Here is a 16,304-nt window from a genome sequence, read left to right on the forward strand (position 1 = left end):
ACATCGCCAAAACGGCCGGGTCACGATCCTTGACGATTTCTTCAGGCGAAATCCATGGCAGGACGAACCGGTCCGTCGCACGATGGTTCTGCGATCGGGGCCCCGCCTGCCGGGCGCGGCGCCGTGTGATCGTCCGCGACGCGCATGGCGGCAAGGTGCATGCGCACGCCTTCGGGAGCGATGAAATGGACACGTTGAGCACAATGCGTCTAGCGGTGGCCTGCGCGGCCGCCTGCTTCGCGGGATTCGCCTGGGCTGATTCGCAGCCCAATCCGTCGACTGGTAGCCCGCAGGCGTCACAGGACGTGGGCGGTATGCCGTCGACGATGAGCGCCTCCGGCAAGCCAACGGCCATGACACACGAGCAGGTGTATCAGGACCTCATCCACTCCGAGCAGAACGGCGACCTGGATCGACTGAAAAAGACCGTGTATCGCGGCGATCATTGAGCGCCGCCGCGCCTCGCGCCGGCACGCTGCTTCGCGGAGGACTGCAGCGTGAACCGGCTCTACGTGCGGCCCGTGCCAATATGCTTTTCGATCAGGCGCATGCGGCCCGTCAACCGGTAAGGCTGAAACCATGGATTCGTGCGCAGTTCGCACAGTCGCGAACTGCGCTCGGCGAGCGCCGCTTCGAGCCAGTGAAACATCTCGTCGGGTTGCGCGAGGCGTGCGTAGATCTCGGCGATCACAAGCGGTGACGTATAGCGGCTTTGCCGCCGCGTTAGCAGGTCGTCCAGATACCAGCGCAGTACGGCGTCGTAGCCGCCCGCTTCCCACTGCGCGCGGATCGTCGCCGCCCGCACCGGCAGTCCGCAGGACACCAGTGCTTCGATGGTGGCATCCACGGCTTGTGCAAAGAGCCTTTTCACTTCGAACGCCGTCGCGAGCAGTTGATAGACGAGCGGCGGGTGCTCCACATGCCCCGGCGCCAGATATTCGCTAACGACTTCCGCGTGCTTGCCCGATAGCACCATGCCGAACGCGCGAGAGCCCTGAAACGCGAGTGGGTCGATGCGCTCGGCGCGCTCCATGGCGGCCTCGCTTTCCGCGCGGCGCCCTGCGGCGGCAAGCAGGCGCGCATAAAGGCGCTGCGCCTCCGGGTAACCGGGATTGCGCTGCAGCGCCGCCTTGAAGCCCGCTTCGGCCTTGCCCCAGTCCCACTCGAAAAAGTACTGGACGGCCGCTAGCGCGTGATGTGCCTCGGGCAGGTCCGGGTCGAGTTCCAGCGCGTTTTCGGCTAGCTCTCGCGCGAGCGGCCAGCCTTCGATCGGCGGGAAGAAACCGTGCACGACCGTCGATCCGTAGTAGTTCGAAAGACCTGTGTAACCGAGCGCGTAATTCGGGTCGCGTTCGACGGCCGTTTCGAAGTACGTACGGCTGCGGAAAAAATCCTCGCCGTCGACGGCGTGATGGGCGCAGAAGCCCGCGTCGAAGTGAACGCGCCGGTACCAGTAGTAGCGCCCGCGCACATAGGCATCGTGCGCAGCCGGATCGACTGGCAGGCGGCGCGCCAGCGCGGCGGGCCGCGGTTCACCGAGTGTTGGCGTGAGGTCACGCGCGAGCGCCGCGGCTACTTCTTTGAGAACGTCGAGTGCGCCCTGTGCGACGCACTCATGTGCGCAGCTCCAGATCTGTACCTCGTCGGCGCAGCGGATCAGGCGCGTGAGGACGCGCAGACGGCTTCCTTCCCGCGTGATCGAGCCTTCGAGCACGTAGTCCACTTTCAGTTCGCGCGCAATTTCGCTGATGCGCTTTGGCGCGTCGCGGTAGTGTGTCGCCGTGGTGCGTGCAATCATCAGGAGCCGCTCGGGGTCGAGGGCGCCCAACGTTGCCGAGATCTCGTCGGCGAGCGCGCTGCACAGGCTCTCATTCGCTGCGTCGCCGGTCAGGTTTGCAAACGGCAGCACGAGCGCACGCGCGGGCGCTGGCGCGATCGTTGCGGGTTCGTTGACGGCGGCCTCCCGTGACGCGTTCAGCACGCCGTCGAGCCGGTAGCCCTTGCCCTTCACGGTGACGAGATGGCAAGGCTTCGCGGGATCTTCTTCGAGTGCGATGCGGATCTTCCGGATCGCCGTATTGATGCCGTTTTCGGTGTCGCGAAACGGGCTGCCGCCCCAGATCCGGTCGACGATATCCGCGCGTGCGACGAGTTCGCCGCGGCGCGTTGCGAGCAGGATCAACAGATCCATCGGCAGCCGCTCGATCCGGATCGCGTGACCCGCGCGTCGCAACTGGTAGCGTTCGACGTCGAGTTCGAAATCAGCGAACCGGAGTAGTCGATCCGTCGACATGGCCTCTCCCGTGATGCGGCATCAGGAGCGTGGGGCGTCGCGGATTACACAAGAGTAAGGCCGCGTGCTGCGTGGGCCACAGAAGAGCAGGTCGGCGGGGGCGCGACGCCATTCAAGTTTCAATTTAGTGAATTGCGAGCGCGCCTTCAACCCGAATCAACTGTCCATTGGTGCGCCGTGACGGCCTGCACCCGACGCGAATCGCGCCGCGCCCTCAAATCCCTCATCGATCATCGCGCGATAGCCTGCCGCGCCTTCGCGGCGCAACGCTTCGGCCATGTCGTCGAGCGGACTGTTGTCGAGTGCCGAGCGGCGATCGGCGAGCATGGCCGCTTGCGGAAACGCCGCGATCTGCGCGGCGAGTTGTTCGGCTTGCGCGCGCGCCTCGCCGCGCGCGACGACGCGGTTCGCGAGACCGATTGCAAACGCCTCATTCGCGTCGACGGGACGGCCCGTGAGAATCAGATCGAGTGCACGGGAAAGCCCGATGAGACGGGGCAGCCGCACCGTGCCACCGTCGATCAGCGGGACGCCCACGCGCCGGCAGAACACGCCGAGCACGGCGTCTTCTTCCATCACGCGCAGATCGCAAAGCAGCGCCAGTTCGAGCCCGCCCGCAACGGCGTATCCTGTGATAGCGGCAATCACGGGTTTGTCGAGCGCCATGCGCGTCGGGCCGAGCGGGCCTGCGCCGCTGCCGTCGGCGTGCAGTTCATTGCGCCGGTCGTCGTCGTTGAGCGCGCTCAGATCCGCACCTGCGCAGAACGTTCCGCCGGCACCGAACAGCACGCCCGTGCACCACTGCGGATTCGTTTCGAAACGAGCGAAGGCGTCCTTTAGTGCGTTTGCCGTTGGGCGGTCGATAGCATTGCGCTTTGGCGGGCGGTCAAGCACGATAGTCGCTACGTGCCCATTCGCTTCAATGCGAACGTCGGTGCCGAATGTTTCGGTTTGCGTTACGGTTTGTGGGGTCATCGGTCGTATCCTTTGAGAGCAGGCAGCGAGCATTGGACACACGAAAGTCACGAATCCTCCGTAGCGTATGCCACTTTTGAATTCTGAAAAGCCTCTTCTCGCACGCAGCCGCCGTCCATGCTTACCCCTGACTCCAGCTCCTCGCCGTTCATGCCCTGCGGTCCATTCTGGATCGTGCAGTTGCCGGGTCATCGTGCCTACGATCACGTGCGACTCAAACGCGTCTTCACGACCGATGGCACGCGCCACGAAGTGGTGCTCGTCGATCTTCACAGGCTGCTCGAATGCGCCGACCGCGACGACACCGATTACGTACTGCGTCCCGTTGATGACTGGCATGCGGGCAAGGTGCGCGGTATCCGCGAGTTTCTCGACCCGGAAAACGAGCGTGTGCCGCAGATGCCGTATGTGACGATCTCGACGCGCCGGGCGGCAGGTGTCGCGGGCTGGCTCGGGCTCGCGCACGTGGGTGTCGTGGCGTTTCGCAACGGACAGCATCGGGCGCGGTATCTGGCGTGGGCGGGTGCTACGGTCCTGCCCGTCGAGGTGCACGAGCGTGAAGCGCCACTACTGCGTGAACTGTGCGGTGTGGGCGGCGTCACCGAAAGTGCTGCCGTGCCGGTCGTAGTCGGCGCGTGAGTGCTGGGGGGCGCGCCACGCTCCGTATTGCTCAGATGCTCGCGCAGCGCCGATTGAAACGCGCGTCTCAAACGTCCGTCGCTGACTGCCGCGCCGCGCCGCCCGATGTGGGCGCGAGTGCGCGGTGCGCATGTTCGAAGTGTTCGACGGTGTAGTCGATAAAGCGGCGCGTTTTGGCCGGCAGGTATTGCCGGCTCGGATAGACGATCGACACGCGCGCGTCGGGATCGTCGATTTCGTAGTCGGGCAGGAGGCGGAGCAGCGTACCGGCCGCGAGGTCGTCTGCGACGAGCGGTGCCGGTATGATCGCGATCCCCATTCCCGCGAGCGCTGCACGACGCACCATGAGAATACTGTTGACTTCATAGGCGCTCTGCAGCGTCACCTGCTGCGCGCGCTCGCCCGTCCGCGCGAATTGCCACGTCGTGCTGCGTTCCTCCGGCGGCAAAGTCACCGCGGCGTAGCGCGCGAGCTGGTCGGGCTCGAGCGGCTCGCCGTGCTCCGCGATCCACGCAGGCGCTGCGCACGGCACGAACGTCGTGGTGCCGAGCAAACGCTCGACGAGATCTCTGCCGCGCGCGGGCGTTGCCGCAACGATGCCGCAATCGAAGCCATCCTCGATCAGATCGATCGCGTGTTCGGCCAGCGTCAGGCGCACGTTCACGCGAGGATATCGCCGCCGGTATCCGTCGATGAGCGGCGTGAGCGGCGCAAGCGAGAGCGCGCCCGCGGTGACCACGCGCAGCGTGCCACTCGGTTCGTGTTCAGTGTGGGTGACGGTCTGTTCGAGATGATCGAGTTCTTCGAGCACGCTGCGGCAGCCTTCCAGATAACGCAGCCCGGCATCGGTGAGCGAGAGATTGCGCGTGGTGCGGTTGATGAGGCGCGTGTGCAGATGCGCTTCGAGCATCGCGACCGATCGGGTGACGAGTGCATTCGATACGTCGAGTTGCTCCGCAGCGCGCCGGAAACTCTGCGCTTGTGCAACCCTGACGAAGACGCGCATCGCATGTATCTGGTTCATGGTTTTCGCCTCGTATGCTGATTGCATGGACCGGGTGAGGGTACGTCGCAACGACGTGGCAGACGCATCGGCATCTCTATCGTCAGGGGTTGCGGTGGCCTCGCGAGGGAAGTACAGGAACGAAAATCAGATTGACGGCTCGTGAGGATTATCGACGCATTGATGAAATTACGGTACTAGCTTGCGCTGTTTATCCGTTTTTTTCGCCCGGCTCTACGACGTTTTGTCGATCCTTGAAATCGTTTTCGTCATGACAATCGTGAACGAGTTCAATGTCGCGCACATCGATGGGAGCGTCGAAAACGATTTGCAGTACTGGACGAGTGAGTTCGACAAGCTATGTGCCCGGAGGATCAAGGCGTGCCTCCTCGTGAACCGGAGCCATTCGCTGCGGGTGAAAATCGACGAACCGGGCCTCGAATTCATGGCCGGACTCGTCAAGGCGCGTCTGAACACCGTGATCCTGACCGATGATGTGTACTGCGCGTAGCCCCCAACTCCGGCCGCAAACTTGCCAGGCCCATGGCGATAGTGTAGGCAGACCAGGCGGCTGCTGCGTGGCTACAAATGCGCTCGTTACACGGTAACGCACAAGCGTTTTCGTGCAGCGTTATTCCTGTCTGGCCGTTGACGACGCGGAGCCTTTTGCAGCAGCAGTCGCCGCTGCCCGCAAGCTTCGCCGGTGCAGCGACACCGAAAGCGCAACGGCAGCCGCGGCTGCGATAGCCGCGAAAAGGTACACCGAACCGAAGCCGAACAGATGGGCGACATAGCCCGCGAGCGGGCCGGTGATGCCGAGCGAGAGATCGAGGAACACCGAATACGCCGAGAGCGCGGCGCCGCGGCTCGCGGCGGGTACGAGCCCCACGGCTTCGACGCCGAGCGCCGGGAACACGAGCGCGAAGCCGAGGCCCGTGAGCGCCGCGCCCGCGAGCGCGATTTGCGGCGCGGTTGCGAGCCACAGCAGCAGCAGGCCGGCACACTCGACAGAAAACGAAATGATCGCGACGCGAAAACCGCCGAAGCGTTTGATCGCGTTTGAGAACACGAAGCGCGTGCCGATGAATACGGCACCGAACACGGTTAGCGTGAACGCCGCGTTGGACCACTGGTGTGCGGCGTAGAAGAGCGTGATGAACGTGGCGATCGAGCCGAAGCCCGCCGAACCGAGCGCGAGTCCGAGTCCGTACGGCAGCACGCGCGTGAACACGCTGCGGTACGACATGCGCTCGCCGTGGACGACGGGGACGGCCGCAATGGGCCGGGCGAGCCAGTACCCGAGTGCGGCGAGTGCGATGACGGCGACGCCGAGCGTCCAGAAGCCGATGTAATGCGCGAACTCGACGCCCAGCGGCGCGCCGATGGCGAGCGCGCCGTAGCTCGCAACACCGTTCCACGAAATCACGCGCGCGTTGTTTGCTGCGCCGACGCGTCCGATTCCCCACAGGATCGCACCGGTGCCACAGAGGCTCTCACCACAACCGAGCACGAGGCGGCTCACGACGAGCAGTGTGAGCGACAGCGCGGGCCAGTGGCCGACGAGCGTCGCGAGCGTGAGCAGCACGCCGCTCGCGCCGCAGCCGATCAGTCCGAGGCTGACGGTGCGCTTGGGGCCGATCGTATCGGCACAGCGGCCCGCGAGTGCGCGAGAGGCGAGTGTGGCGAGGTACTGCACGCTGATTGCAGCACCCGCGACGACGGTGCTGAAACCGAGATCGTTGTGGACGTAACCCGGCAGAACCGCGAGCGGAATGCCGATGGTGAGGTAGCAGAGGAACGTGAAGAAAACGACCGAAACGATCTGCAGGGTCGTGGCGAACGCGCTGCGCTCGGGCGCTGAATCAGCGGACATGGGGGAAATACGGATAGAACACGGCAAAGGACCGGCGATTGTCCCATGGAACCGGTTTTTATGCAGACGCGGAAGAAGGGTGTCGTGCTGTGCACGGATCGAGTCGTACGGAGCCCCCGGACGCTCGCGTTCTTGCCCGTGAAAGCCAGATGGCGGCCCGGTTCGCCTTAGCCGGACCGGGCCATCGAGACGTCAAGACGCGTCGAAACGCGTCGAGAAGCGTCAACTCATCAGGACGCGTCAGCCTTCACGAGCCCCGAAGGCAGCGAACTGATGCGCTTCACTTCGCGCGAGTCGAGCCAGGCCGGCGAACGGGCGCAGTAGAGCACCATCGGCAGCGCATCCTCGCCCCAGAACAGTTGCTTGTTCATCCAGAAGGTCGGCACGCCGAACACGCCGAGCGCGATTGCGTCGTTGGTATTGCGGCGCAACTGGGCGCGCACACGCTCCTGTTCGATCAGCGCGTCGCCATGCGTGACGCCTACACGCTCGCACAACTGCTCGAAACCTTCATCGGTCGACGGGTCGCGGCCCTCCCGCCAGATGAAGCGGAAGATCTCGCGCACGCACGCGAAGTCGCCGCCCGCTGCAATGGCGAGCAGCATCGGCTTGAGCGAATCGAACGGATGCGCGGGCGGCATCTTGAACGGAATGCCGAGCTGTTCCGCGCGAAAGAGCGCGTGACGGTACGTGAAGACGCGCTTGCCGGAAACCGAATAGGATGGTGCCTGGCCCCAGTGGCGGTGCAGGTCGTTCAGCAGCACAGGCCGTGGCACGAAGTCGATGTCCGGCCACTTGTTGTGCTGCTCCAGCAGCAGATACGAAAAGGGCGACACGAAGTCGTAAAACCACGTTGCCTCGTTGGCGTCGATCCCGCTGATCATGCTGTTCCTCCCGCTATGCGGTTCATGCCGGTCGCCCGGTGAGCGTCCCGCTGTTCACGTTTAGTTGTGTCCTGCAATCCCATCTGCGGCCGCGCGCGCCAACACTCTATCTTGCGCGCCTGCTGCGCGTGCAATCGGTGTCATGCCGGGCGGCCCGCATCGCTGCTCCCGCCAGTGGGTTTCGCCGTCGCGCCGCCGCCTTCGTCGTGCGTTGCGTCTTCCGGCTTGCCGCGCACCGCTTCGTCATCCCGTTCGTTCGCTTCGCCAGATGCATCGTCGTCATCGCTGGCTTCATCGCGGTCGCGTGTGTGCGCGAACCGCTGGCGCACGAAGCCGATGTGCTCACGCAGCACGTAGAACTGGTCAGCATAGGCGAGCGGCATCTTCATGCCGTTCACCGAGTCTTCGATGGTGTCGAGCTCATGCAGGAGCTTGTGACGTTCGGCGGGCGATGGATCGGCCATCGCGGCCCGCTCCAGCGCGATCAACGACCCGTACCAGCGATAGATTCGCGATTTTACCCGCCACGCGTACAGCGAAGGAACGAGCCGCATGCCGGGAATCAGCACGACGATGATCGGCACGAGCAGCACGACGAGACGGTCGGCGAGACTCGCAACCCAGAACGGCAGCAAGCGGTAGAGGAAGCCCTTGCCTGACTTGTAGTAGCGCGCGGCGTCGTCGCTGATCGGGAAATCCTGTGTGCGCGGCGCCGGGAATTCGCCCGCGCGTTGCAGGAGCGTCGAGTGACCGTGCACCTCCTTGGCCGCCTCGATCAGCAGGTCGGAGAGCGCCGGATGCAGCGAATCGCGCGCGACCAGTTCGACAGTGGGCGCAATCATGTGCATCGGCGCGGGGGGCAGGTTGTTGCGCAGGTCGAATGCGCCCATCGGGATCGTGAGCGCGGTGAGGAACGGGTAGCGCCGCGCAAAGGCGTCGGCCTGCTTGAAGTCGAAAAAGCGCACGCCGCGCACGTGCATGAGACGCGCCATCACGGGCGGCTGCGCCGAGTCGCCCGCGAGAAATGCCGCGTCGATAGTGCCGTCGCTGAGCGCGTTCGCTGCGTCCTCGCCGGAGAGCGGCAGGAGCGTCGTCGTGCCGCCCGGCTCGATGCCGTTCGCTTTCAGGAGCGTGAGCGCGAGTTCGCGGGCGCCACTGCCTTCCGCGCCGATCGCGAGGCGTTGCCCCTCGAACTGCGAAAGCCGCGTGAGCAACGGCCCCTTGTAGAAGATGGCGAGCGGCACATAAGACACACTGCCGAGCGACACGAGATTGCCCGGTGCCTTGCTTGCCAGCCCGTCCTGCACGAACGCGACGTCGACGTTCGATTTCGGATCGGCGAGGCGGTGAAGGTTCTGCACCGATCCCTCCGATTCGAGCACGTTCAGCGTGATGCGGTTGCGCGCGAGGATCGTCTTGTACTGCTGCGCAGCGTTCCAGAAGGTGCTGCCTTTTGGACCCGCGCTCATCGTGAGCGTGCTGGGCGGTGCGGGCTGAATGAGCCGCACCGCGAGCCAGATGGCCGCGATGCTGATGAGCAGGATCGGACCGAAGGACACCGCCAGGTCGCGCCACGAAATCGCCACGAAACGCGCGACGAGATGGCGAGGAGGAGGTATGCGGCCTTGGGGTGAATTCCCTTTGGGTGACTTCATCGGTGGCGTGCGGGGCTCGGAGGTTCCGTAGGTGTGCGGCGGGCGCGCCGGGTCTGCCCGCCGATAGTACATGAGATTCGCTGTCGCCTGCCTTACTTCGGATCGCCGCGCGCAATTTCGCCAACCCCGTACGACACTCCGGTTAAACCCTGCGTTAAAGCCTTTGCGCTTGGCGCCCGACCAGGCTAAATTGACCATCGCCGCTGAGATAAACGCGCCGTATCCTCACGCGAAGCTCCTGCCAGGCGCCGGTCGGATTCCGACCAGGCTCGCGCCAGACGTCCGGGACTCGCACAGATCAACGATGGAGCGGCCGCGTGACACTGGGCCAGTGGGCCGATCGTCGTGTCGCCAGTGGGCGCGGCGTTCCATGCGTCTTTCCATCCTTGCCTCTCGCACATCGTGCCCATACCAGGGCGGTCCGCTAGCGTTACGTGCGCGCCGGACGTGCTGGCCATTGTCGTAACGAAGCCGCCACACCGTGGCTGACCGGTGACGCTCGAGTCGTCCGGCGGCGCAGGGAGGCGGTCCTGTCCAGAGCAACAAGGAGAAAGCATGAAATCGGTCGATTTTGTGAAGGCGCTTGGTGCAGCGGTTTGCGTCACGGTGGCATTGAGCGCGTATGCGCAGGACAACTCGGCGCAGAATGCGGCGCCCGCCGCCGCCGCGGCGTCGCCGGCGCAGGCACCGGCCCAGTCGGCGAGGAGAGCGGATCGCAGGCTCGGCTACCAGGTGCGAAGGGCGCTCTCCAGAACGCAGGGGCTCAACGTATCGAACATTTCGGTGCGTGCGCGTGGCGGTTCCGTCCTGCTGACCGGTACGGTGCCGAATGCGGGTCAGATTGATCAGGCGGGCCAGGTTGCAAAAGGCGTGGCGGGCGTGACGTCGGTAACGAACCACCTGACCGTGGCGCAGCAATAGGCGTGGCGCCCCGTTTCGTGGGGCGCAGCGGCAGGACGAACGGGCTCCGGCGCACGGCCGCAGCCCGTTTTTTTACGTCCGTCGTGTGTCGTGGGTGCGGATTGACACGCAGGTTTCCCGGTAAACGGCGTATACCTTGAAGCGTAACGCGCAAGAATCCGGGATCGCGTGGGTCTCACTGCCGAACAACTATCATGCCCATCCATACCTACACCGACTTGCCGCTTGGCGATCGCGCCGCCTTCGAGCTTGCATGTGCCCGGCACGGCTTCGCGCCCATCCACTTCGAGATCAGTGGCCAGATCGATCCCGACGATCCCGCGCACGGCGAACTCCTCGTCGTGCGACGCGGCGCGTGGGCCCAGGCATACCGCATCGATTCGCGCGGACAGTGGCTGCGCCAGTTCGAGGTCGATCTGAACAGCCACTTGTTCCGTTTTGCGCCGCACACATAGGCTGCGCCGGCGCGGACGTTCAGGCCAGCACGAGACGCACGCCGACGAGCGACAGCGTCGCCGCGAGCAGCAAGCGCAAGAGCCGCTCGGGCGCGCGTGAGGAGAGCACGCTGCCGATGACGATGCCCGGCAGCGAGCCGCATAAGAGCGAGAGCAGCATCGACCAGTCGATCGAACCGAGCAGCCAGTGGCCGGCTCCGGCGAGCAGCGTGAGCGGCACGGCGTGGGCAACGTCGGAGCCGACGATACGCAAGGTCGGCAGCGTCGGATAGAGCAGCAGCAGCACCGTCACGCCGATAGCGCCTGCCCCCACCGAAGTGAGCGACACCAGCGCGCCCAGCACGGCACCCGTCAGCATGGTCAGAAACAGCGTGCGTGCCTCGCTGGGCCCATGGCGGTGACGCATCGCGAACGCCGCGAGCTGCGGCCGGAACATCAACGCGACGGCGGTGATCAGCAGCGCGACGCCCAATACCGCCTGAATCAGGTGAGCGGCGCGCGGTGTGTGCATGCCGTAGCGATGCAGCAGGATCAGCGTAACCGTGGCGGCGGGAACGCTGCCGGCCGCGAGGCGCAGCGTGATGCGCCAGTCCACCGATCCCTTGAGCCCGTGCACGAACGTGCCTGCCGACTTGGTCGCAGCTGCGTACAGCAGGTCGGTGCCGACCGCGGTCGCGGGATGGACATGGAACAGCAGAACGAGGATCGGCGTCATCAGCGAGCCGCCGCCCACGCCGGTCAGTCCGACAAGGAAGCCGACGAACAGGCCGGACAGCGAATACAGCGGATCGATATGCGGAAGTACCATCGCGCTCGGGCAGAACCAGGTCAGGGGTGCAGTGCGCCACGGCGGATGCCTGACGATCCGGCGAGCGTCGCGAGCGACACGTCAGGCTGGACGGCGGCAAAGCCGGGCGGCGAAAATCCGGTATTGTCTCAAAACCAGTGAATCGGCGCAGAGCGGATCGAATCCGGGCACGGTCGACGTCAAGTCCGGGTCACGTTGCAGATCATCGACCTACACCGCTCGCTCGCGCGAGACAGTGCAACCCCGGGTGGACCCGGGCACACCCGACGGTCACGGCACGATGTGCGAACGACCGCCCACGCCGTCCAACGAAAATCATGAATTCCGGCATCCTCTACGCCTTTCTCGCCTTCGTCATCTGGGGCCTCTTTCCGGTCTACTTCAAGACGCTGCATCAGATTCCCGCCCTCGAGATGCTCGCGCATCGCATGGCGTGGTCGCTGGTCTTCGTGTTCGTTGTGCTGCTCGTGCGCCGTCACTGGAGCTGGCTCGGGCCCGTGCTGCGCGACAGGCGCCTCGTCGGCCGATTCGCCGCGAGCGCCGTGCTGCTGTCGGCGAACTGGGGCACCTATATCTGGGCCGTCAATGCCGGACACATCGTCGAAGCGAGCCTCGGCTACTTCATCAATCCGCTCATCAACGTGCTGTTTGGCTATGCGTTCCTCCACGAACGCTTGCGTCCAGTGCAGTGGACCGCCGTGGGCGTCGCTACGGCCGGCGTGGCGTGGCTCACCTGGCAGAGCGGCTCGCTGCCCTGGATAAGCCTCGCGCTCGCCATCACCTTCGGCGGCTATGGCCTGCTGCGCAAGACCGCGCAACTGGGCACGCTCGAAGGTCTTGCGCTGGAGACCCTGCTGCTTTTTCCCGTCGCGGCGATCTATTTGTCGATTCTCGGGGTGAGCGGTGCAAGTCACTTCGGACACGCCTCGCGGCCCCTTCAGCTGCTGCTGGCCGCCGCCGGCCCGGTGACCGCCGTTCCGCTGCTGCTGTTCGGCGCAGCCGCCCGGCGCATCCCGCTGTCGACGCTCGGACTCATCCAGTACGTCACGCCCACGTTGCAGCTACTCACTGGTGTGCTCGTCTATCAGGAGCCGTTCGGTGCGGTCCGCGCGGTCGGCTACGGTGCGATCTGGATCGCGCTTGCGCTTTATTCGGCCGAAGGACTGCGCGCGACGATGCTGGCGCGTGAGGCGCGCAGGGAGCGCGAGGCGCACCGGGACGGTTGATTCCGGACTCCTGCTCGATGGTGGCTGACCCGTCCATCGCGCGGTAGCATGTCTGGGCAACCCGCGCCGGGGATCGCGAGTCATGGCTCGCGCGCGGAGCTCATCTGCGGTTGCGGCTGACGACGCGTGTCGCTTCACCGCCGTGCCGGTGAGCTGGCCGCACCTGGCCCATACAAAACGATTCGTGGAGTGAGAGACGCATGAGCATCGAGGCCGCCCATCGATTCGAGGAGGAGTTTGCACCGCGCATCGCGGCGAAGCTCGCGAGCCAGTTCGGCCCGGCGGTGCGCGTGGAAGTTGTGCCGCGCGAAGGGCCTGGGCATCCCACGCGAGTTCACATCGCTGGCGAGGCGAGCGCGTACCGGCATCCGTACGGGTTTGCGCTCAATGTCTCGCTGACCTGGGATGTCGATGAAATCGAAAGTCTCATCGAACCCGGCGGCGAGAAGCGCTTCGAGCACTATCTGGAGGCGATGGCGCGCAAGTTGGCGTCGTGGGAGACGGCGCGTCCCATCGACTTCGCCACGCGCACTCAGGGCGAGCCCGACGTGCTGCTCGGCGGGCTCGATTTCGAAGGCTGAGTCTGGCCGAGTGCGGCGGCGTGTGGCCGAGTGCGGCTGGGTGTGGCTGATTGCGGGTAAGAGCGCGCCGGTTCAGAACCAGCCGGACGTATGCATCGCGAGTACGGCCTTGACGGCCATCCCGACGGCGACGCAGCCCGCGAACGCCGCAAACGACTGCTGGAGGCGCTTGCCGCTCACGTGTTTGGCGGCGCGGCGGCCGCCGAGCATGCCGGCGAGCGCCCCGGCCGCAAACGGCAGCCCCTGGAACCAGAGCATGTGTCCAGACGCCGCCGACGCCACAACACCCGCCGTAGAGACAAGCGCGATCACCGCGAGCGACGTAGCGACGATGCCTTGCATCGGAATATCGGACGCGCGCCGGAGCGCGGGCACGATGACGAAGCCGCCGCCCACACCGAGCAATCCCGAGAGAAAGCCCGACATCACGCCTGAGAGCGCGAGTGCGCGCGCGCAGGGCGCGGTCCAGTCGAGCTTGCCGCGGTCGGCGTTGAGACGGCACGGCAGATCGGACGGCTCTAATTCAGGCCCGCCGTGCGTCGCACCGCTCTTCTGCCGGAACATCCGCACGGCCACCATGCCGAGCACGCAGGCAAACACGAGCGTGAGCGGCGCATCGGGCAAGCGATGCGCGACCCACAGTCCGATCGGCGAGATGAGCGCGCCGGCCGTGGCCATCAGCGCGGCCGCCTTGTAGCGCACCTTGCCTTCGCGCAGCGCGAGCAGCGCGCCCAGCCCCGCCGACAACCCGACCGCGAGCAGCCCGATCGGCGCGGCCTGGGCGACACCAAGCCCCAGGCCAAACACGAGCAGCGGCACCGCGATGATTGCGCCACCCGCGCCGGTCAGGGCGAGGATCAAGCCGACGAGTGAGCCGAGCGCGGCGCTGATGAGCAAGGTGGCGTCCATGGTGCTTTGCGTACTTTAGTGGCGCGAGGCGCCGGTAAACCACTCGCGGCCCCTGAGCATGCCCCACCAGTAAAAGCGCGGAAGCAAGCTGGCTTTGAGGAACCACATGAGGCGGCGCGGACGCGTCGGATCGAGCGGGAACGTGGGCAACAGCTTTCCGCCGTAGCCGAACTCGGCGAGCACGACCTTGCCGCGCTCGACGGTGAGCGGGCACGATCCGTAGCCGTCGTAACGGTAGGCGAGCGGCTGGCCCGCGCGCGCGGCGAGCAGGTTTTCGGCGACGATCACGGCCTGCTTGCGGGCCGCCGCGCCGGTCTTCGCGTTCGGCGCGGAGCACACGTCGCCGAGCGAGAACACATTCGGATATCGCGGGTGCTGCAGGGTCGCGTGATCGACTTCGCACCAGCCGGCTTCGTCGGCGAGCTGGCTGTCGCGGATGAAGTCGGGCGGCAACTGCGGCGGCACGACGTGGATCATGTCGAAGTGCTTCTCGACGCGCGTGACGGTGCCGTCCGCGCCCTTCGTCTCGAACGTGGCGATACGCGCCGGGCCGTCGATCGCGACCAGATTCGACGTGAACACGAGGTTCGCGTTATAGCGCTTCACGTACTCCATGAGCGGCGGCACGAACGTCGCGACGCCGAAGAGCACCGGACCCGCGAGATCGAATTCGACCTTCACTTTCGAGAGCACGCCGGTGCGCCGCCAGTGGTCGCACGCGAGGTACATGGCCTTCTGCGGCGCGCCTGCGCACTTGATCGGCATGGGGGGCTGCGTGAAGAGTGCGGTGCCGCCCTTCATCTGCTGCACGAGCTTCCACGTATAGGGCGCGAGGTCGTATCGGTAGTTCGACGTGACGCCGTTCATGCCGAGCGTGTCCGTGAGGCCCGCGATGCGTTCCCACGCGAGCCGTAGCCCGGGCGTGACGATCAGGTCGCGGTACGCGATGGTCTCGCCGTTGTCGAGACGCACGAGGTTGTTGTGCGGCTCGACGCGCGTAACCGACGCGCGAATCCACTTGGCGCCTTCCGGGATCACGCTCGCCATCGGCCGGCGGGTCTTCTTCACGTCGAACGCGCCACCGCCGACGAGCGTCCACGCGGGTTGATAGTCGTGGTGGTCGTTCGGCTCGACGATCGCGATGTTCAGGTTGGACTGGCGGCGCAGCAGGCTCGACGCGACCGTGATGCCCGCAAGTCCGCCGCCGATCACGATGATGTCGTAGGGCGAACCTTCCCAGTCGCAGGCGGGCACGACGGTCGTGGCCTTTGCAGCCTGCGCGATCGCCGGCGAGTTGGCGAGCTGGTACAGGCTCGTCGCGCGGTTGCCGCTGCGGCAGTACGCGAGGACGGGGCCCGGAAGATCTTCGAGCAGTTGTGCGAAGCGCGTGGCGGCGTCGGCTGTGATCTGGCCGGGCTTGACCGGCAGATAGGCGAACTGCAGGCCGAGCTTCTGCGCAGCGGCGCGCACGTCATGCGACGTCGGCTGGTCCGGGCCGCCTTCGCCGTCCGGGCGGTTGCAGATGATCGAGCGGTAGCCGGCACCGGCGATGGCGATGAGGTCATCAACGGTGATTTGATCGGCGCTCGCGAAGCGGTCGTCTTGCGGAACGAGTTGCATGCGTGGGGTGTCTCCTGGTCAGGGCAATACAGAGGACGGCGAGGGTCGTTGACGACGACGTTCTATGGCCGTGTAAAGCGCCATTCCGGCAAGCATGGCCGCGACGAATATCCATGCGCGGGGTTCGCCGCTGCCGGCGTTGACGAGCGCGGGACCGGGGCAGATGCCGGCGAGTCCCCAGCCCGCACCGAAGAGCAGGCTGCCGCCAACGAGGCGGAAATCGATGCGCGTGGCCGTGGGCAGTTGCATCGGCGCGCCGAGCACGCTGACGCGGCGCGCGCGCGCAAGACGAAAGCCCACGAAGCCCACCGCGATGGCACCGGCCATCACGAACGCGAGCGAGGGGTCCCAATGGCCGGCCAGATCGAGAAAGCCCAGCACTTTGGCCGGATTCGCCATACCGGAGAGGATCAGGCCGAGCCCGAATACGAGACCGCAGAGGAATGCATTGGCGATGCGCAA

Annotated in this window: 17 protein-coding genes; 7 read left to right on the forward strand and 10 right to left on the reverse strand. The window is 65.7% G+C overall.

The features are described 5' to 3' along the window. The first annotated feature begins 125 nt into the window (after positions 1 to 125). Entirely contained in the window at positions 126 to 449 is a 324-nt protein-coding gene (locus L0U80_RS02750; RefSeq protein ID WP_233862371.1) for a hypothetical protein, read from the forward strand. 59 nt (positions 450 to 508) lie between these two features. On the opposite strand, the gene L0U80_RS02755 is transcribed toward L0U80_RS02750, so the two are convergent. Both L0U80_RS02755 and L0U80_RS02760 read right to left on the reverse strand, forming a co-directional pair. After that, the gene (locus L0U80_RS02755; protein WP_233862373.1) at positions 509 to 2,293 is read right to left on the reverse strand and encodes a winged helix-turn-helix domain-containing protein; all 1,785 of its coding nucleotides are present in this window, start codon (positions 2,291 to 2,293) and stop codon (positions 509 to 511) included. Between the two features lie 156 nt (positions 2,294 to 2,449). Beyond that, entirely contained in the window at positions 2,450 to 3,268 is an 819-nt protein-coding gene (locus L0U80_RS02760; RefSeq protein ID WP_233862375.1) for a crotonase/enoyl-CoA hydratase family protein, read from the reverse strand. Between the two features lie 117 nt (positions 3,269 to 3,385). Between L0U80_RS02760 and L0U80_RS02765 the strand changes: the two genes are divergently transcribed. Then, entirely contained in the window at positions 3,386 to 3,907 is a 522-nt protein-coding gene (locus L0U80_RS02765) for a plasmid fertility inhibition factor family protein (protein ID WP_373322091.1), read from the forward strand. A gap of 67 nt (positions 3,908 to 3,974) precedes the next feature. Here L0U80_RS02765 and L0U80_RS02770 read toward each other — a convergent pair whose 3' ends face one another. Further along, positions 3,975 to 4,931, reverse strand: coding sequence for a LysR family transcriptional regulator (locus L0U80_RS02770; protein WP_233862377.1), 957 nt, complete (start codon positions 4,929 to 4,931; stop codon positions 3,975 to 3,977). 250 nt (positions 4,932 to 5,181) lie between these two features. On the opposite strand from L0U80_RS02770, the gene L0U80_RS02775 reads away from it, so the two are divergent. After that, on the forward strand, positions 5,182 to 5,421 hold the full coding sequence (locus L0U80_RS02775) for a hypothetical protein (protein ID WP_233862378.1): 240 nt from the start codon (positions 5,182 to 5,184) through the stop codon (positions 5,419 to 5,421). A gap of 120 nt (positions 5,422 to 5,541) precedes the next feature. Here the strand turns inward: L0U80_RS02775 and L0U80_RS02780 are convergent, their stop codons facing one another. The 3 genes from L0U80_RS02780 to L0U80_RS02790 form a co-directional block, all read right to left on the reverse strand. Then, entirely contained in the window at positions 5,542 to 6,783 is a 1,242-nt protein-coding gene (locus tag L0U80_RS02780) for an MFS transporter (RefSeq protein ID WP_233862379.1), read from the reverse strand. Between the two features lie 230 nt (positions 6,784 to 7,013). Next, positions 7,014 to 7,667: a 2-hydroxychromene-2-carboxylate isomerase gene (locus L0U80_RS02785; RefSeq protein WP_233862380.1), complete on the reverse strand. Its 654-nt coding sequence runs from the start codon at positions 7,665 to 7,667 to the stop codon at positions 7,014 to 7,016. 140 nt (positions 7,668 to 7,807) lie between these two features. Further along, positions 7,808 to 9,322 (reverse strand): TAXI family TRAP transporter solute-binding subunit, encoded by a 1,515-nt coding sequence (locus L0U80_RS02790; RefSeq protein WP_233862381.1) that lies wholly within the window; start codon positions 9,320 to 9,322, stop codon positions 7,808 to 7,810. Between the two features lie 555 nt (positions 9,323 to 9,877). Between L0U80_RS02790 and L0U80_RS02795 the strand changes: the two genes are divergently transcribed. Both L0U80_RS02795 and L0U80_RS02800 read left to right on the forward strand, forming a co-directional pair. Then, positions 9,878 to 10,243 (forward strand): BON domain-containing protein, encoded by a 366-nt coding sequence (locus L0U80_RS02795; RefSeq protein ID WP_233862382.1) that lies wholly within the window; start codon positions 9,878 to 9,880, stop codon positions 10,241 to 10,243. Positions 10,244 to 10,437: 194 nt separating this feature from the next. Next, complete coding sequence (locus L0U80_RS02800) at positions 10,438 to 10,698, forward strand: hypothetical protein (protein ID WP_233862383.1); 261 nt, start codon at positions 10,438 to 10,440, stop codon at positions 10,696 to 10,698. A 19-nt stretch (positions 10,699 to 10,717) separates the two neighbouring features. On the opposite strand, the gene L0U80_RS02805 is transcribed toward L0U80_RS02800, so the two are convergent. Beyond that, positions 10,718 to 11,506, reverse strand: a complete 789-nt coding sequence (locus L0U80_RS02805; RefSeq protein WP_233862384.1) for a sulfite exporter TauE/SafE family protein — start codon at positions 11,504 to 11,506, stop codon at positions 10,718 to 10,720. A 317-nt stretch (positions 11,507 to 11,823) separates the two neighbouring features. On the opposite strand from L0U80_RS02805, the gene rarD reads away from it, so the two are divergent. Further along, the gene (rarD, locus tag L0U80_RS02810) at positions 11,824 to 12,732 is read left to right on the forward strand and encodes an EamA family transporter RarD (protein ID WP_233862386.1); all 909 of its coding nucleotides are present in this window, start codon (positions 11,824 to 11,826) and stop codon (positions 12,730 to 12,732) included. Positions 12,733 to 12,932: 200 nt separating this feature from the next. Then, a complete protein-coding gene (locus L0U80_RS02815; RefSeq protein WP_233862388.1) occupies positions 12,933 to 13,313 on the forward strand; it encodes a DUF5594 family protein in 381 nt (126 codons plus the stop codon). A 72-nt stretch (positions 13,314 to 13,385) separates the two neighbouring features. Here L0U80_RS02815 and L0U80_RS02820 read toward each other — a convergent pair whose 3' ends face one another. From L0U80_RS02820 to L0U80_RS02830, 3 genes are read right to left on the reverse strand one after another with little or no spacing between them, the layout of a single operon-like run. Then, on the reverse strand, positions 13,386 to 14,222 hold the full coding sequence (locus tag L0U80_RS02820; protein WP_233862390.1) for a sulfite exporter TauE/SafE family protein: 837 nt from the start codon (positions 14,220 to 14,222) through the stop codon (positions 13,386 to 13,388). Between the two features lie 15 nt (positions 14,223 to 14,237). Next, entirely contained in the window at positions 14,238 to 15,842 is a 1,605-nt protein-coding gene (locus tag L0U80_RS02825) for a bifunctional protein tyrosine phosphatase family protein/NAD(P)/FAD-dependent oxidoreductase (RefSeq protein ID WP_233862391.1), read from the reverse strand. Between the two features lie 18 nt (positions 15,843 to 15,860). Beyond that, a complete protein-coding gene (locus L0U80_RS02830; RefSeq protein ID WP_233862393.1) occupies positions 15,861 to 16,304 on the reverse strand; it encodes a YeeE/YedE family protein in 444 nt (147 codons plus the stop codon).

The organism is Paraburkholderia adhaesiva (assembly GCF_021390575.1).
GTDB lineage: Bacteria > Pseudomonadota > Gammaproteobacteria > Burkholderiales > Burkholderiaceae > Paraburkholderia > Paraburkholderia adhaesiva.

What these genes read in the sequence shown, in the direction of transcription:
- L0U80_RS02755 (WP_233862373.1), bottom strand. Translation starts at nt 2,293, where the DNA reads ATGTCGACGGATCGACTACTCCGGTTCGCTGATTTCGAACTCGACGTC.
- L0U80_RS02760 (WP_233862375.1), bottom strand. Translation starts at nt 3,268, where the DNA reads ATGACCCCACAAACCGTAACGCAAACCGAAACATTCGGCACCGACGTT.
- L0U80_RS02765 (WP_373322091.1), top strand. Translation starts at nt 3,386, where the DNA reads ATGCTTACCCCTGACTCCAGCTCCTCGCCGTTCATGCCCTGCGGTCCA.
- L0U80_RS02770 (WP_233862377.1), bottom strand. Translation starts at nt 4,931, where the DNA reads ATGAACCAGATACATGCGATGCGCGTCTTCGTCAGGGTTGCACAAGCG.
- L0U80_RS02775 (WP_233862378.1), top strand. Translation starts at nt 5,182, where the DNA reads ATGACAATCGTGAACGAGTTCAATGTCGCGCACATCGATGGGAGCGTC.
- L0U80_RS02780 (WP_233862379.1), bottom strand. Translation starts at nt 6,783, where the DNA reads ATGTCCGCTGATTCAGCGCCCGAGCGCAGCGCGTTCGCCACGACCCTG.
- L0U80_RS02785 (WP_233862380.1), bottom strand. Translation starts at nt 7,667, where the DNA reads ATGATCAGCGGGATCGACGCCAACGAGGCAACGTGGTTTTACGACTTC.
- L0U80_RS02790 (WP_233862381.1), bottom strand. Translation starts at nt 9,322, where the DNA reads ATGAAGTCACCCAAAGGGAATTCACCCCAAGGCCGCATACCTCCTCCT.
- L0U80_RS02795 (WP_233862382.1), top strand. Translation starts at nt 9,878, where the DNA reads ATGAAATCGGTCGATTTTGTGAAGGCGCTTGGTGCAGCGGTTTGCGTC.
- L0U80_RS02800 (WP_233862383.1), top strand. Translation starts at nt 10,438, where the DNA reads ATGCCCATCCATACCTACACCGACTTGCCGCTTGGCGATCGCGCCGCC.
- L0U80_RS02805 (WP_233862384.1), bottom strand. Translation starts at nt 11,506, where the DNA reads ATGGTACTTCCGCATATCGATCCGCTGTATTCGCTGTCCGGCCTGTTC.
- rarD (WP_233862386.1), top strand. Translation starts at nt 11,824, where the DNA reads ATGAATTCCGGCATCCTCTACGCCTTTCTCGCCTTCGTCATCTGGGGC.
- L0U80_RS02815 (WP_233862388.1), top strand. Translation starts at nt 12,933, where the DNA reads ATGAGCATCGAGGCCGCCCATCGATTCGAGGAGGAGTTTGCACCGCGC.
- L0U80_RS02820 (WP_233862390.1), bottom strand. Translation starts at nt 14,222, where the DNA reads ATGGACGCCACCTTGCTCATCAGCGCCGCGCTCGGCTCACTCGTCGGC.
- L0U80_RS02825 (WP_233862391.1), bottom strand. Translation starts at nt 15,842, where the DNA reads ATGCAACTCGTTCCGCAAGACGACCGCTTCGCGAGCGCCGATCAAATC.